Below are 13,946 nucleotides of genomic sequence, written 5' to 3' on the forward strand. Positions count from 1 at the left end.
TGCTTATACGGCATGCTGTTTAATGTGACGCTTTTTTAACGCCAGCCAGATCCTGCTGGCTTACTTCACCATTCCCTTCCCCCCAACTTTTACGCACGTAGTTAATTACGTCGCGCATTTCGTTGTCGCTTAACATACCGTTGTAGGCTGGCATCTTAAAGGAGACGCTGCCCCGTGTTGTCGGTGTTTCTGCGCCATAGGCAATCACTCTGTACAGCGGCGTCGGGTCATCCACCATCACCAGCGGATTGTGGATCAACGAAGGTGCATTATCTTCCGTACCTTTGCCTTCCAGACCGTGACACGTTGAGCAGTAGCGGTTATAGGTCACTTTGCCCGCCTCGGCTGAATTCGACCAGGATGTCGTAGTCGCTGCGGTACGCCCAGCTTCAGGCTGCGCGCTCTTCAGGCTCAGCAAATATTGTGCGATCGCCGTGGCATCTTCGTCCGTCAGATACTGTGTACTTTGCGTAACGACTTCAGCCATCGAACCAGAAACCGCGGCATGTTTACTTTTACCGGTCAGCAACAGCGATTTTAACTCCGACTCCGACATTCCGGTGCCCCGCAGCGACGGCGCATACCAGCCGTCGATCATCGCGCCGCTCAGATACTCGGGATCCGCATTGGTGTACGCTTTTTCGTTCATCGCCACACCTCTCGGTGTATGGCATGAACCGCAGTGTCCCGGGCCTTCCACCAGATAAGCGCCTCGTTTCACCAGGGCCGCATTTTCATCCGTTTTCGCGCTCGCAGCAGCCGTCTCTGGCGCGTCGGTAAACAACCAGTTCCAGATATGCAGCGGCCAGCGGGCGGAGAGTAGCCACGGAATGGCATTCTCTTTATTGGGTTGTGCCGACGGCGTGACGTCATGCATAAAATAGCGGTACAGCGCCTGAACATCCTCGTCAGAAAGCTTCGCGTAAGAGGGATAAGGCATAGCCGGATAGAGCGGATGACCATCTTTGGCAATCCCCTGACGGACCGCCTTTTCAAAATCCTCGTATGAGTAGCTACCAATCCCCTGCGTCTTATCCGGAGTAATATTGGTCGAATAAATATCCCCTAGTGGAGTGGGAAACTTTTTGCCCCCGGCCATCGCCGCGCCACCTTCCGTCGTGTGACAGGCTACGCAGTCAGAAATCCTCGCGATGTATTCGCCATGAGTTTCAGCCGCAGAAACCGTGGCGGTAAATAAACAGGCGGCAAGAACGGTTACATTACGCATAGATCACCCCATATCCTTGAGTTCATTAACCGCTCGCCATGCCTGATCGATCGCCGTATGAGCATAAGCCCCCCAGTCAGAATCGGAGTTAGCAATGGTAATACGACCGACAGGCTTGCGCGCCCGCTCGATAATCTCGGGCATTTTATCCATATCGTCGAACAGCGAGTTAGGGTAATACGCATAGCCATGCGCCCAGCGGTTAACCGTAATGGCGGCAATATCGCGTTGATTATCAAAGCCTGTTGAGCCAAACATCTCCTGCAACTGGGAGCGAATCATCTCTTCATGCGCCGCAAACGTAGTCCCCAGCAAATAGGCCCGCCCCAAACGGAACTGCTCTCTGGCCGAGAGGTTACTGCCAGGATACGTGGGGACGTAGACCATATGAATCACCATCGGATCGTCCGGTGAGGCTGGGTGTTGATACCCGCCGATACTGACCGGATAGTCGAGCTTAACCCGGCTGTAAGGTGCTGCCGGAGAGTAAAATTCATGCACGCCAAGCTGTTTAAATGCCTGCCAGTTTTTAACCACTACGTTGGTGTATACCAGCGGCGCTTTCACGTTCAGTTTGAGATCCGCCTGCTGCTGTTCCGGCATCTCTGGCACCAGATACGGAATCAGCATGTTATAACCCGCCATAATGGTGTTCTTACCACGAACGCGATGCATTTTACCGTCGCGCAGATAGCTGACAACAACACCATCCGGTACGTTGGCGGCGTTAATCACCGTGCTGTTCAGGCGCAGACGCGTAGTGTTTTCCGGCAGGTCCAGTTTTTCATAATGCAGTCTGGCGAGGACCGAGTCCTCCATGGTGGTGCCCGGTAGCGCATCCGGCAGCATATATCTGACCAGCAGTCGGGCCAGGCCGGCATTCCCATCCGGAAAATGGTAAACATACGGTTCTTCGAGGTCGGCCAGCGACTCTCCATCCAGCGGGGGTAATCCCAGTGCTTCCATACCCGGTAAGGCGCACGCCCGGGCATCGCTACAGGAAATCCCTTCAATGCCGATGGCAAAGAAGTCGTTAGAACGCTGCTGAAAATAGAGCAGCGCCATTTTGCTCAAACCGACTTTTGTCGCCAGAAATTCGCTGTAGCTGTGGGTATCCAGCCATTCAGTTTTCTCATCAACCGTCATACCTGGAAGGTAGTCCGCAGGACGTACATGCAGATCGATTAACGCTTTTCTGTCGTTTTCGCTTAGCGGAAAATCATTGATAAAGTCTTCGATCTTGCGTCCATTCAGTCTGTCCGGCGGAATATCATCAGATACCGCACGTCCCGGATCGCCACTGACGATTTTTGTTTCGCCAAAATTCTTTTTATCGAAGAAAACGCCGCGACTGAGCTGCCAGTCGGGATAGAAGTTTACGTCAAAACTCTCTTTCAACCGCGTGACGCTGACGCCCACGGTCTCCATCAGCTTTTGCACTTCCGGACTGAAATTATGCGCAGGCGACTGGAATGCTTCGCTGCCGCCATAGCCGAGTAGTTTCTTGCCCGAGCTGGTAAACTCGTTCCGTTTGGCATGCCCCCCAAAATCGTCATGATTATCGAGGATCAGAATCCGGCTATTTTGCCCGGCAAGTTGACGCCAAAAACAACCGGCAGCCAGGCCGCTGATACCGCCGCCCACAATCACCAGATCGTACTCTTCCTCAATAGGCAGAGCGTTTAAATCAAAATGTTTATGCTCACGGCCCACGGCATGCGCCATTTCAAACGATCCCGGATGATTGCCCCGCAGCCCCGTCAGCGCAGGCGGATAATAACTTCCATCTATAAATGCGTTTTCCTTCCCTGCCGCCCTGACCCATTCCAGCGGGGTAAGCCCCGCCGCAACGGTCACCGCGACGCCGTTGAGAAAATCACGTCTGGTAATTGCCATTACTTTTTTCCTTATTGCTACACTGCCCTTAACACGACACAAATAAGAGGCATTCCCTCCTCAACAAAAAGGGGGATCGCCATCTATTTCACTGGCTTTAATTCTTCATCCAGTTTTTTAGAATCATAATAATCACCCTGCCAGGTGATTTTTCCTGCTTTAACATGAATATAGCTAACACCTTCAAATCTTATCAGATTATTTGTCGGTGGGCTCCCTGCCCATTCACCACTATTTTTTCCTGAGAACTGCCAACGAAAAGCCACGGTATCCTCGTCATAAACGGGTTTGCCGATCATTTTCCAGGTCAGATCCGGGACCGCCTTAATAAAGGCGCCAATCAGCTCTGTTTCTGCTTTTTCCCTGCCGGTAATCGGTTCTCCCGCGGCGGCATCATAATAGACTGCATCATCTGCAAGATATTGAGCCGCTCGCGAAGCATCATGCGCATTCCACGCCGCCATATACTCTTTCACGGTATTCAGCGAGGAACTTTCTGCCAGGCTATAGCCCGAGAGCATCACCAATGAAAGCACCGCCACTTTTAATGTTTTCATCACCACCCTCTCTATTCAGAAATGTCGCACATGATATGTTTCACCCGAGTGTATTCTTCGAGCGAATAGGATGAGAGATCTTTGCCATAACCCGATTTTTTGAAGCCGCCGTGTGGCATTTCGGCGCACAGGGGAATATGGCTGTTAATCCATACCGTGCCAAAATCAAGGTCAATGCTGAAGCGCTGCGCGCGACTGTGATTGCTGGTCCAGACGCTCGCCGCCAGACCATATTCCACATCATTGGCCTTAAGTAATGCATCTTCATCGCCAGAAAACGACTGAATAGTCATTACTGGACCAAATACTTCATGCTGGATAGCTTCATCGTGCTGATGTAGGCCAGAGAGGATCGTCGGCTCAAAATAGAAGCCTGGGCCAGATCCGGCGCGCCCGCCGGTCTCAATTTTTGCATGTGCCGGTAAACGCTCAATAAAGCCTTTCACTTGCTCGAGTTGATTCCGGCTATTCAAAGCGCCATACAATGCATCCTGAGCTTCTGGCGGCCCAAATTTAATACTCTTTGTTTTCTGTACCAGTTTTCCCAGGAATTCAGCGTAGATGGATTGTTCGACCAGAATACGCGTGGCCGCCGTGCAGTCCTGCCCGGCATTGAAAAAGCCAGCCGTGACAATCGTCGCAATCGCCTTGTCCATATCCGCATCGGCAAATACCACCGCGGGCGCCTTCCCGCCTAATTCCAGATGCGCCCGGGTCAGGTTCGCCGCTGCCGAGGCCGCAACCTGCAGACCTGCACGGACCGAACCGGTAATCGAAACCAGTGAGGCTTTCGGGTTTGAGACCACCAGAGAACCGGTACTGGCTTTGCCTAAAACCACGTTAAACGCCCCTCTCGGGAACAAGGGTGCCGCCAGTTCCGCCAACAGCAGCGTACTGACCGGCGTGGTATCGCTTGGCTTTAACACTACCGTGTTACCCGCCGCCAGTGCCGGCGCAATTTTCCATACCGCCATCATAAACGGGTAATTCCACGGCGTAACTTGCCCGACAATGCCCAGCGGTTCCCGGCGAATAGTTGAGGTAAATCCAGCGGAATATTCGCCTGCTGCCTTGCCTTCAAGACAACGTGCAGCCCCGGCAAAAAAACGGATGGCATCGCAGGATGCCGCGATCTCTTCCTTCTCAATAAAATGGCGAAGCTGACCGGTCTCCTGGCTCTGGGCATTGACCAGTCGCTCCACATTGCGTTCTATTTCGTCCGCAAGGCGCAATAACGCTATTTGTCGCTGGGCCGGTGTCGATTTTCTCCAGATGCTAAACGCCGCTTCAGCTGCAGAGTAGGCCTGCTCCACCTCTGCCGCGCTGGCATTAGGAGATAATGCGTACGTTTCACCGTCAACCGGACTCACCAGTTCGAAGGTCTCTTCGCTGCCACCTGCTACATATTGCCCATTAATAAAATGCTTCAGGGTTTTCATGCCTGTCTCCCACCCATTAAATACATAAATAATCTTATGTAATATATATATTGTAAAAACCTTTCAAATACGCAACATTGACACTATGATAAGCCTCGCATTTTTAACTTATTTTTTACATTATTCAGGGTGAGGCTTGCCACTGGTAGCTGACGCGGCGCGCTCAGCTCCAGAGGTTATCGGGACACACATCCGTCAGTGCGGCAGATTTTGCGCATGGGCATGTAAAATAACGCGGCCATTCTTACCTTCCTTGCCCAGCGGGCATGTGTTAGAAAGGGTCGTTGTTTCAGGGAATTGAGTGCAGAAAAGATTATGATTACTCACGCAGTCATATTTGCGCCTATCGGGCAGGTCAGTCGTTCAGACCAGATAGTGCAACGCCTTTCAAACGCTATTATCACGGGATTGTTGGAGCCGAAAGAACAGCTTCCCAACGAAACTGATTTGGCAAAGATGATGGGTGTCTCACATATCACTATCAGAGAAGCGCTAAACACGCTTCGGGCTAATAATCTTATCCATACTGTTCGTGGTCGTAATGGTGGCAGCTTCGTTTGCGAAAATATCGATGGCAAAAATAGCCCTCTGCATCCGTTCAAAGCGATCAGTACCGATTATCTTTCGGATCTGGGGGAAATGCATTGCGCCATCATTAGCCATAGCGCAAGACTTGCTTCCAGACGAATGACCGGCGCGGATATCGCCAAATTTCGCGAGTTTGTTGAGGTGCTTAGAAAGGCAAAATCACCTGAGCTGATGACCCAGGCCGATATGCGATGCCTGCTGGCGATAGCCGCCAGTTCACATTCGGCACGGCTGGCGAACCAGGAGCTTCAGGTGCAAGCTGAATGGGCATCGTTGGTGGCGATTCTCTATCGCACGGACAGCATTCATGCCGAAATTATCGCGCTTTATTCAGCGCTGGCCGATGCGCTGGCAGCCCACAACGAGGCGGAATCAGTACAGCTTGCCACGCGGATCATCGACACCTTTACCTATTACCTTATCGAAAAAAAGCTGAAATATAACTCGAACTGACAACCCGTGAAGGCAGGACAGACAATGAGCTCTTCGACATCCTTAAGCGCATTAATCCATAAAATTGATGATATTACCGTCTCTACCGTAGATTCTACCGTGGCGCTGGCGAGGAGCATCCATGAGGCGATTGCCGGAATACAGAAAGCTTCAGCCGAGGTTGTCCTCGATCCCTCTGTGAGATCCACCGTTCAAGGGCATATTAAGCGCACGCTCAATGACAACCATTACTGCTCTGGAGCCGGATTTGCCAGCCATATAGAGAGCACTACCACCACCAAAGAGTATTGGCTTTTGGAGTGGTGGTATAAGAAAGATAATGGTTTGAGCCAGGCTCACCTCGATTTGGATCAGGCCACGCAGCAACGACTGGATTTCAGAACCTTCGAGTGGTTTAAACATTCGCCACCGGCAGGGAAAGCTTATATCCACGGCCCGTACGTCGATTATATCTGCAATATCTCCTATACCCTGACTTCGGCAGTGCCGGTCTACTACAACGATCAGTTCCTTGGCGTCGCCGCCGTCGATCTGCTGGTCAGCCAAATCGAAGCCGAACTGCTCTCCTGCGCTCATCCTGACTACGTCATACTGACCAATCTGGAAAACAGGATTATCTTCTCCAGTTGGCCTCGCTTTCGCGTGGGGGAGTTACTGTCACCCGCCAACAGCACCGTGGTATATCAGAGCGACTACTTTATCCTTTATCACTATCAAAACTAAGGGCCCGAAGGCCCTTGTTTTAGTTATCCTGCCCCATATTGAGCTTATTGGCGTAAGCAATAGCATCATTTTCCGGCGCCGCAGAGCGCCCAAACGGTCGGGTCAGGAACATATAGATAAGCCCCGACCCAACGACAATCGCCAGTCCGAACAGCACTGTCCAACGGTCAATGAAGTCGCTGCTATCTGCCGGTTGAGCCAGCAACCAGATCCCACATAATCCATAGGCTAAGGCCAGTACGTTTACAATCACGCCCCAACCGCCAATGGTCCACTCCCCGGCCGGTTTCCAGCCCTTCAGACGCTGACGTAATGCAGCAAGCACGACCATCTGGAACGAGATATAGATACCGATTACGGCAAACGCGGTAATACGCGACAGGTTGTCTGGCTGGAAATAGACCCAAACGCAGATGATCACCGGCAGTAGGCAACTGACGACCATCGCATTATCCGGAACGCCGTTTTTCGAGATTTTGGACATCCATTCACTTCCCGGCAGCATTCTGTCGCGGGAGAAAGAAAAAATGAGACGACTTAACGCAGCCTGTAGAGACAAAATGCACGATAACATCGCCACAATCGCGACGATGATAAAGATAGTTGCGCCTGTTTCCCCCAAGGCTTCATTGAGAATGGCGGGGATTGGATCGGACGTTTTACCATTCACGATACTGACCAGATTCGGTGAAGCCAGCAGATAACCCATCACGGAAATGATGGCGGAAATCGCACCAAATACGATGCTTAAAATCATCGCGACCGGGATCTTTTTGCTCGGGTTCTGCACCTCTTCCGCTACGTTACCGCAGGCTTCAAAGCCAAAGAACATAAACAGCCCCATCAGCGCGGCGGACATAAACGCGGTGGAGTAGCTTCCGTCCTGAGCAAGCACGCCCATCGAGTCGAAGATGACGGAGAAAGGCTGAGAACGGTGAAAGATCAGCAGATAAATTCCCAGCGCAATCACGCTGACAATTTCACACCAGAAGCCAATTTTGGCGACCCTGGCCAGGTTTTTGGTCCCGGACATATTAACAGCCATCATCAACAGCAGTAGCAGGACAGATGTCAGCAACATGGTGGCAGGCGTTTGACCATAGTGGAACAGCGACTCAACAAACGTCGAGGTATATTCCGCAATTGACGTAATGGTGACCACCAGCGCCCACAGGTAAATCCAGGCGGCAATCCAGGCATATTTCTTGCCCCATAATCTTCTCGCCCAGGGATACAGTCCACCAGTTATCGGATACTGGGAAGCGACCTCACCAAACACCAACGCCACTAAAAGCTGGCCACATGCGACGATTAAGATCCACCATACTGCGGGCGGCCCCGCCAGCGTTACGGCCAGCGCAAACAGCGAATAGACGGCAGTGAGCGGCGAAAGGTAGGTAAAACCCAACGCGAAGTTAGAAATTAAACCGATTGAGCGATTGAACTGTTCTTTGCCATCTTTTTGAAAATTATCGTTTTTCTTATCAGGTGTCTGTTCCATATATCTTTCTCTTTTGTGGAATAGTCGCAGGGTTGAACAATTAATGTATAAAAGATATTAAGTTATATGTATAGTGATTTTGTCACGCATTTGTTAAAAATGATCGCGCATCACGTTAATGAAAAAGTAGAGATAAAACGGTAGAACGCGCTGGCGTTTAGCGGTATTTATGACCAACAGCTCTTCGCAGCCGCCATCTGTGGGCCACGCTGCCGGAAAAATATGCGCATCTGATTTAAGTTCGGGGCTAAGTAGCAATAATCGCTGCTGTTAAGCAACATTTTTGCAATATAATAGTGTGATGTTAAACGCTGAACCTGAGCAGGTGAATGATGGAAATTGATCTCGATAATCTGGTCTTTGATGGACTGGAAGAAGCGCAAGAGCGTAATGCTGAACGTCTGGAAGATGCAGATAAGAAAGCGCAGGAAATTATTGCTGATAATGACTGCGGCGACGCCTGCAAAATCTGATTTCCGAACCGGCGCAATGCCGGTTTTTTTATCGCCTGTTAACCCTTCCCATTTCAGCCCGTATACCGTAAAGCCTCAATCAATTTGGCAAAAGCGGCGGTGTGCTGCCTGCGGCTGGGGTAGTACATATAATAGCCCTGGAAAGGTTCGCACCAGTCCTCCAGCACTTTTTCCAGCGCACCGTCAGTCACCGCCTGTTCGACAGTGTCTTCCGGCACAAATGCCAGCCCCATCCCGGCAATCGCCGCGCTAATCCGCGGGGGGAGATTGTTAAAAATAAGCTGCCCTTCAACCCGCACGCGCAAATCTTGTCCGCCTTTGCTAAATTCCCAGGCATATAGCCCGCCCAACGTCGGCATGCGCATGTTGATGCAGTTATGGTTTTGCAGATCGTGTGGGGTGAGTGGTTTACCATGGCGGGCAAAATAAGCGGGTGAACCGACCACCACCATGCGCCAGTCCGGGCCAATTCTGACAGCAACCATATCTTTTGCCACCTGCTCGCCGAGACGAATACCCGCGTCATAACGGCCAGCCACAATATCCGTCAGGCTGTTGTCGAGGGTCATTTCCACTTTCACTTCAGGATAAGCCTGCAAAAAAGGCGCCAGCGCGGGCCAGACGGTCGATTGCAACGCATGTTCACCCAAAGTAAGGCGAATGTTACCCGCCACCCGCTGACGGATGTCGGTTAATGCCAGTAGTTCCGTTTCAATGTCATCAAAACGCGGACTGATACTGTTGATGAGCCGTTCTCCGGCTTCAGTCGGCGCGACGCTGCGCGTGGTGCGGGTAAGGAGTCGGACATCCAGCCGCTCTTCGAGTCCACGTATCGCATGGCTTAACGCTGACTGCGAGACCCCGAGCTTTGCCGCAGCCCGCGTAAAACTCCGCTCGCGGGCGACGATAATGAGATAATAAAGATCGTTAAAATTATCACGCAGCATGCTTGTCCCCAGCCCTTAACTTTATTGACCTATGGTACAGGTCATGAGGGTAATCACGTAGCGTTTGTGAACGTTCGCGCACATCACTCCTGATCTCCCCCCCTTCACTAATAACATTTTGTATATAGATAAGAATTTTTTCTTATTTTGTCTGAATCGTAAGTTATGGGAGCGTAAAAAGCACAAACCAAAAACTACAGGGATTTCATACAATGATGGCAACGAAAATTCACAGCGCTAAAAAAACACTTCTGGCACTCAGCGTGCTACTGGCCTCTGGCATTAGCGTTTCGCAGGCTCAGGCCGACCAATTGGCCGATATCAAAGCCGCAGGCGTAGTCAAAGTGGCGACATTCGACGCCAATCCGCCGTTCGGTTCAGTTGATGCAAAAACGCATAAGATTGTCGGCTACGACGTCGATTTTGCCGAAGCGCTGGCCAAATCCCTGGGGGTAAAACTGGAGTTGGTAGCCACCAATCCGGCCAACCGTATTCCGTTATTACAATCCGGTAAAGCCGATTTAATCGTAGCGGATATCACGATCACACCTGAGCGCGCACAGGTGATCGATTTCTCCGTGCCCTATTTTGTCACCGGCCAGCAGTTCCTTGTACCGGCAAAATCTCCGGACAAGCTCGATGAATACGGCAAAGCGCGAATCGGTGCGGTAAAAGGGACTACCGGTGAGCAGGCGTTACATCAGCGCTTCCCGCAGTCGCGCGTACTGGCCTATGACGATATTCCCCTGGCATTAACCGCATTACGCAACGGTAATGTGCAGGCCATCACCCAGGACAGCACAATTCTGGCGGGCTTGTTAAGCGGTGCGCCGGATAAAGCAGATTTCAAAATTTTGCCGGACCTGCTGAGTAAAGAAGAGATCGGCGTGGGGGTAAAAAAAGGCGAACCCGCGCTGTTAAAAGCCGTCAACGATGAACTCTTGAAGCTGGAGTCTACCGGTCAGGCGGCAAAAATTTATGATGTGTGGTTCGGCCCTGAAACCAAAAACCCGCAGCCCCGCGCCTTTAAAATAGAAGCCAAGTAATATGCTCTCAGCTCTTTTTCATCGTTCCGCAGCTTCGGCTGCGGATTCTACCCAATTGGGTCAGGCAAGCGTCAAACTGCACAATGTGCTTAAACAGTATGACGCTCATACCGTACTTAACGGTGTCAGCCTGGCAGTTGAACCTGGTGAAGTGGTGACCATTTTGGGTCCCTCTGGCTCTGGAAAATCCACTCTTATACGTCTTATCAACCAGCTTGAGTCGCTCAGCGGTGGCGAAATTTTCATTGATGGTAAACCAATTAGTCAGTTGCGCGGGGCGGCACTACGCCAGTTACGCAGCCGTATTGGTTTCGTATTTCAGCAATTCAATCTCTATTCGCATCTGACCGCGCTGCAAAACATTGCGCTGGCACTGGAATATGTTCACGGCTGGAACAAGGCGGAAGCAAAAGGCCGGGCACTCGAATTACTGGATCAAGTAGGACTGATCGAGAAAGCCGATGCCTATGCCGCTCAGTTATCCGGCGGGCAGCAACAGCGCGTTGCCATTGCCCGCGCACTGGCTTCATCGCCACAAATCATTTTGTTTGATGAACCCACCTCCGCGCTGGATCCAGAAATGATCGGCGAAGTGTTACAAGTGATGAAAAATCTGGCTCACAGCGGTATCACGATGATCGTCGTGACTCATGAAATGCACTTCGCCCGTGAGATTGCCGATCGTGTGGTATTCATTGATGGCGGCGATATACTGGAGGTCGCCTCGCCGGAGGATTTCTTCACCCGCCCACAACATCCCAGAACCCAGCGTTTCCTGAAAAAAGTGCTCGACCCGTTACACCAGGAGTTACCGTTATAATGCATCTAATGGACTGGCAGGGGGTGCTGAGCGGGCAACCTCTACAATGGATAATTTCCGGTTTTCTCACCACGCTATGGGTGACGCTGGCAGGCGTCGCGCTTGCCACTCTCTTTGCTCTCCTACTACTCGGCTTACGTTTGACAGGCAATCGCATTGCCACCGCGGTGGTCGGCATGTGGGTCTCAGTGTTTCGCAACACGCCTTTACTGGTGCAACTGATGTTCTGGTATTTCGCCGCATGGAATTGGCTACCCCGTGACGTGATTACCTTTATTAATGCTGAACACCCATGGTCAGTTCTGCCGGGTGACGTCTGGTGGTTAACGCCGGAGTTTCTTTGTTCTGCCTGGGGGCTGGGTGTTTTTACTTCAGCCTTTTTGGTCGAGGAGATTGCCTCTGGTTTGCAGGCGGTTTCTGCCGGACAACGCGAGGCGGCCATTGCTCAGGGCTTTTCCGCCTGGGCGGTTTTTCGTCACATTCTCCTTCCCCAAGGGCTGGCGAACGCATGGCAGCCGATCGTTGGGCAATATCTCAACCTGATGAAACTCTCCTCGCTTGCCAGCGGTATTGGATTTGCAGAGTTGACCTATCAGGTGCGGCAAATTGAGAGCTATAACGCGCATGCACTGGAAGCCTTTGCCGTTGGAACAGCCCTCTATCTGTTTATCGGCATCGTGCTAGGCATGCTGCTTACGCGTCTTGGTCCGAAATCTGCGTCAGGTAAACAGTTCAGGATAAGAACGCGTCCATTAAGTTTCAGGAGCATCCCACATGATCGCTAATATTTCGGTCATTACTGACAATCTGGACTATCTCCTGTGGGGACGCGTGACCGAAGGCCAACCCGGCGGCGTGCTACTTACTTTGCTGATGGCCATCGGCGCGGCATTGCTGGCACTGCCCGGGGGGATAGTTCTTGCCTGCTGCGCCTGGCGTTTTCCGGGCGCGGTTCGCAAAGGACTGTTTATCTGGGCCGAGTTTATTCGCGGCATTCCGTTAATCTTTGTGATTTTCTGGATGTGGTATTTGCTCCCCATGCTGACAGGAAGCGATCTGCCTGGCGCAGTTACCGTGACGTTAGCACTGGCATGGTTCACTGCCGCCTCGGTGATGCACTCGGTGTATGCCGGAATTAGCGCGTTACCTGGCGGGCAATATGAAGCGGCAGTAGTGCAGGGTTTTCGCCCATACCAGGCCCTGTGGCTTATTTTGTTGCCGCAAGTGCTGCGCAACACTATGCCGTCATTGACAGGGATTTTTATTGGACTACTGAAGGACACGTCGCTGGCGTTTATTGTCAATGTGCCAGAACTCACGACGGTTGCCGGTCAGGTTAATAGCCGGGTGCAAATCTATCCGGCAGCCATTTTTATCTTTACCGGACTGGTCTATTACCTGCTGTGCTTTAGCCTGGAAAAAATCACCCAGCGACGGTTCGCGCTAAAATGACCTCAAGGCTCAACATTCCACGAACTGGTGGTCTTCGTTGAGCCGATATTTCACGCCAGCCCGAATATTATTTTCGCCTTCAACCGCAAGCGCAAAACGCATTCTTTTGCCATCATGATAGGCCAGCGCCGCGCATCCGCCAGGACCGAGTATTATCGAATCGACATTGCCAGTACTGGCAACAACGGCGTTCTCTCCACTGGCAATAATATGGATATTATCTGCACAATTGGCGATTTTCGATTCCGCGCCGAAACAGGCTAGCTGGGTTAAATCACCGCTGCAGGCAATACGGTTTCTGTCACCCAGTGCACTGATGCGTACACGCATGCCGGTACTGGCGATACGCGTCCCGTCGCCCACGCTACTGATACGCGCTGAATTTCCCGCGACCGCAATTCGTCCGCGATCGCCTGAGCTGCCGATATGCGCGTTATAGCCTACGCTGCCTATACGTACGCTGTAACCTGCACTGGCAATCTGTGCGGCATAGCCGGCGCTGGCGATTTTAACGTTATCATCCGCACAGCCAAAGCTGACATTATCTTCCGCACTCGCCAGCGGCCTACCTGTTTCCCCCACCGTTTGCACGCGGGAAATATTTCCCATCGCCCGGATATCCTGCCGGACAAAACTCTCCTCTTCCCGCCATTTTGACCAACCATATTCCACCAGACTATTTGCCCAGTCGATGTACCCTTCCCGCTGGAGCGCACGATGTACATCGGCATAACTTCCCCCGGCGGGAAAAGTACGTAGAAACCAGCGATACATTACGGGCCCAACGCGCCAGGCCCGTAAGTCATCACGCGTAATCATCATC

Annotated in this window: 14 protein-coding genes; 7 read left to right on the forward strand and 7 right to left on the reverse strand. The window is 51.8% G+C overall.

Annotated features, from left to right (window positions below; translation table 11 throughout):
* Window positions 1-19 precede the first annotated feature (19 nt).
* From FDX11_RS13795 to FDX11_RS13810, 4 genes are all read right to left on the reverse strand, one after another.
* Entirely contained in the window at window positions 20-1,228 is a 1,209-nt protein-coding gene (locus tag FDX11_RS13795) for a cytochrome c (RefSeq protein WP_137398070.1), read from the reverse strand.
* Between the two features lie 3 nt (window positions 1,229-1,231).
* Window positions 1,232-3,124 carry an FAD/NAD(P)-binding protein gene (locus FDX11_RS13800; RefSeq protein ID WP_137398071.1) on the reverse strand — a complete coding sequence of 631 codons (1,893 nt, stop codon included), beginning with the start codon at window positions 3,122-3,124 and terminating at the stop codon, window positions 1,232-1,234.
* A gap of 83 nt (window positions 3,125-3,207) precedes the next feature.
* On the reverse strand, window positions 3,208-3,681 hold the full coding sequence (locus FDX11_RS13805) for an ester cyclase (protein WP_137398072.1): 474 nt from the start codon (window positions 3,679-3,681) through the stop codon (window positions 3,208-3,210).
* Between the two features lie 11 nt (window positions 3,682-3,692).
* Window positions 3,693-5,120, reverse strand: a complete 1,428-nt coding sequence (locus FDX11_RS13810; protein ID WP_137398073.1) for a gamma-aminobutyraldehyde dehydrogenase — start codon at window positions 5,118-5,120, stop codon at window positions 3,693-3,695.
* A 315-nt stretch (window positions 5,121-5,435) separates the two neighbouring features.
* Between FDX11_RS13810 and FDX11_RS13815 the strand changes: the two genes are divergently transcribed.
* Window positions 5,436-6,161 carry a FadR/GntR family transcriptional regulator gene (locus FDX11_RS13815; protein ID WP_042308714.1) on the forward strand — a complete coding sequence of 242 codons (726 nt, stop codon included), beginning with the start codon at window positions 5,436-5,438 and terminating at the stop codon, window positions 6,159-6,161.
* 24 nt (window positions 6,162-6,185) lie between these two features.
* On the forward strand, window positions 6,186-6,884 hold the full coding sequence (locus FDX11_RS13820) for a cache domain-containing protein (RefSeq protein WP_042308717.1): 699 nt from the start codon (window positions 6,186-6,188) through the stop codon (window positions 6,882-6,884).
* Window positions 6,885-6,903: 19 nt separating this feature from the next.
* On the opposite strand, the gene FDX11_RS13825 is transcribed toward FDX11_RS13820, so the two are convergent.
* The gene (locus tag FDX11_RS13825) at window positions 6,904-8,385 is read right to left on the reverse strand and encodes an APC family permease (RefSeq protein WP_042308718.1); all 1,482 of its coding nucleotides are present in this window, start codon (window positions 8,383-8,385) and stop codon (window positions 6,904-6,906) included.
* Between the two features lie 332 nt (window positions 8,386-8,717).
* On the opposite strand from FDX11_RS13825, the gene FDX11_RS13830 reads away from it, so the two are divergent.
* Window positions 8,718-8,858 (forward strand): hypothetical protein, encoded by a 141-nt coding sequence (locus FDX11_RS13830; RefSeq protein WP_003832695.1) that lies wholly within the window; start codon window positions 8,718-8,720, stop codon window positions 8,856-8,858.
* A gap of 53 nt (window positions 8,859-8,911) precedes the next feature.
* Here FDX11_RS13830 and FDX11_RS13835 read toward each other — a convergent pair whose 3' ends face one another.
* Complete coding sequence (locus FDX11_RS13835) at window positions 8,912-9,805, reverse strand: LysR family transcriptional regulator (RefSeq protein ID WP_042308719.1); 894 nt, start codon at window positions 9,803-9,805, stop codon at window positions 8,912-8,914.
* Window positions 9,806-10,017: 212 nt separating this feature from the next.
* Between FDX11_RS13835 and FDX11_RS13840 the strand changes: the two genes are divergently transcribed.
* Genes FDX11_RS13840 through FDX11_RS13855 form a run of 4 tightly spaced genes read left to right on the forward strand, consistent with a single transcriptional unit; the run spans window position 10,018 to window position 13,123 of the window.
* Entirely contained in the window at window positions 10,018-10,851 is an 834-nt protein-coding gene (locus FDX11_RS13840) for an ABC transporter substrate-binding protein (protein ID WP_061381427.1), read from the forward strand.
* Window position 10,852: 1 nt separating this feature from the next.
* Window positions 10,853-11,671 carry an amino acid ABC transporter ATP-binding protein gene (locus FDX11_RS13845; protein ID WP_137349828.1) on the forward strand — a complete coding sequence of 273 codons (819 nt, stop codon included), beginning with the start codon at window positions 10,853-10,855 and terminating at the stop codon, window positions 11,669-11,671.
* A complete protein-coding gene (locus FDX11_RS13850) occupies window positions 11,671-12,456 on the forward strand; it encodes an amino acid ABC transporter permease (RefSeq protein ID WP_137349829.1) in 786 nt (261 codons plus the stop codon). The genes FDX11_RS13845 and FDX11_RS13850 overlap by 1 nt, the downstream gene beginning before the upstream one ends.
* Window positions 12,446-13,123, forward strand: coding sequence for an amino acid ABC transporter permease (locus tag FDX11_RS13855; protein ID WP_061381430.1), 678 nt, complete (start codon window positions 12,446-12,448; stop codon window positions 13,121-13,123). The genes FDX11_RS13850 and FDX11_RS13855 overlap by 11 nt, the downstream gene beginning before the upstream one ends.
* 9 nt (window positions 13,124-13,132) lie before the next feature.
* Here the strand turns inward: FDX11_RS13855 and ydhT are convergent, their stop codons facing one another.
* Complete coding sequence (gene ydhT / locus FDX11_RS13860) at window positions 13,133-13,945, reverse strand: protein YdhT (protein ID WP_137349830.1); 813 nt, start codon at window positions 13,943-13,945, stop codon at window positions 13,133-13,135.
* Window position 13,946 lies beyond the last annotated feature (1 nt).

This window comes from Citrobacter sp. wls714 (assembly GCF_005281025.1).
Classification (GTDB): Bacteria; Pseudomonadota; Gammaproteobacteria; order Enterobacterales; family Enterobacteriaceae; genus Citrobacter; species Citrobacter werkmanii.

Bases quoted from the DNA above. Each gene is read 5' to 3' on its own strand.
- FDX11_RS13795 (WP_137398070.1), bottom strand. From the start codon at position 1,228: ATGCGTAATGTAACCGTTCTTGCCGCCTGTTTATTTACCGCCACGGTT.
- FDX11_RS13800 (WP_137398071.1), bottom strand. From the start codon at position 3,124: ATGGCAATTACCAGACGTGATTTTCTCAACGGCGTCGCGGTGACCGTT.
- FDX11_RS13805 (WP_137398072.1), bottom strand. From the start codon at position 3,681: ATGAAAACATTAAAAGTGGCGGTGCTTTCATTGGTGATGCTCTCGGGC.
- FDX11_RS13810 (WP_137398073.1), bottom strand. From the start codon at position 5,120: ATGAAAACCCTGAAGCATTTTATTAATGGGCAATATGTAGCAGGTGGC.
- FDX11_RS13815 (WP_042308714.1), top strand. From the start codon at position 5,436: ATGATTACTCACGCAGTCATATTTGCGCCTATCGGGCAGGTCAGTCGT.
- FDX11_RS13820 (WP_042308717.1), top strand. From the start codon at position 6,186: ATGAGCTCTTCGACATCCTTAAGCGCATTAATCCATAAAATTGATGAT.
- FDX11_RS13825 (WP_042308718.1), bottom strand. From the start codon at position 8,385: ATGGAACAGACACCTGATAAGAAAAACGATAATTTTCAAAAAGATGGC.
- FDX11_RS13830 (WP_003832695.1), top strand. From the start codon at position 8,718: ATGGAAATTGATCTCGATAATCTGGTCTTTGATGGACTGGAAGAAGCG.
- FDX11_RS13835 (WP_042308719.1), bottom strand. From the start codon at position 9,805: ATGCTGCGTGATAATTTTAACGATCTTTATTATCTCATTATCGTCGCC.
- FDX11_RS13840 (WP_061381427.1), top strand. From the start codon at position 10,018: ATGATGGCAACGAAAATTCACAGCGCTAAAAAAACACTTCTGGCACTC.
- FDX11_RS13845 (WP_137349828.1), top strand. From the start codon at position 10,853: ATGCTCTCAGCTCTTTTTCATCGTTCCGCAGCTTCGGCTGCGGATTCT.
- FDX11_RS13850 (WP_137349829.1), top strand. From the start codon at position 11,671: ATGCATCTAATGGACTGGCAGGGGGTGCTGAGCGGGCAACCTCTACAA.
- FDX11_RS13855 (WP_061381430.1), top strand. From the start codon at position 12,446: ATGATCGCTAATATTTCGGTCATTACTGACAATCTGGACTATCTCCTG.
- ydhT (WP_137349830.1), bottom strand. From the start codon at position 13,945: ATGATGATTACGCGTGATGACTTACGGGCCTGGCGCGTTGGGCCCGTA.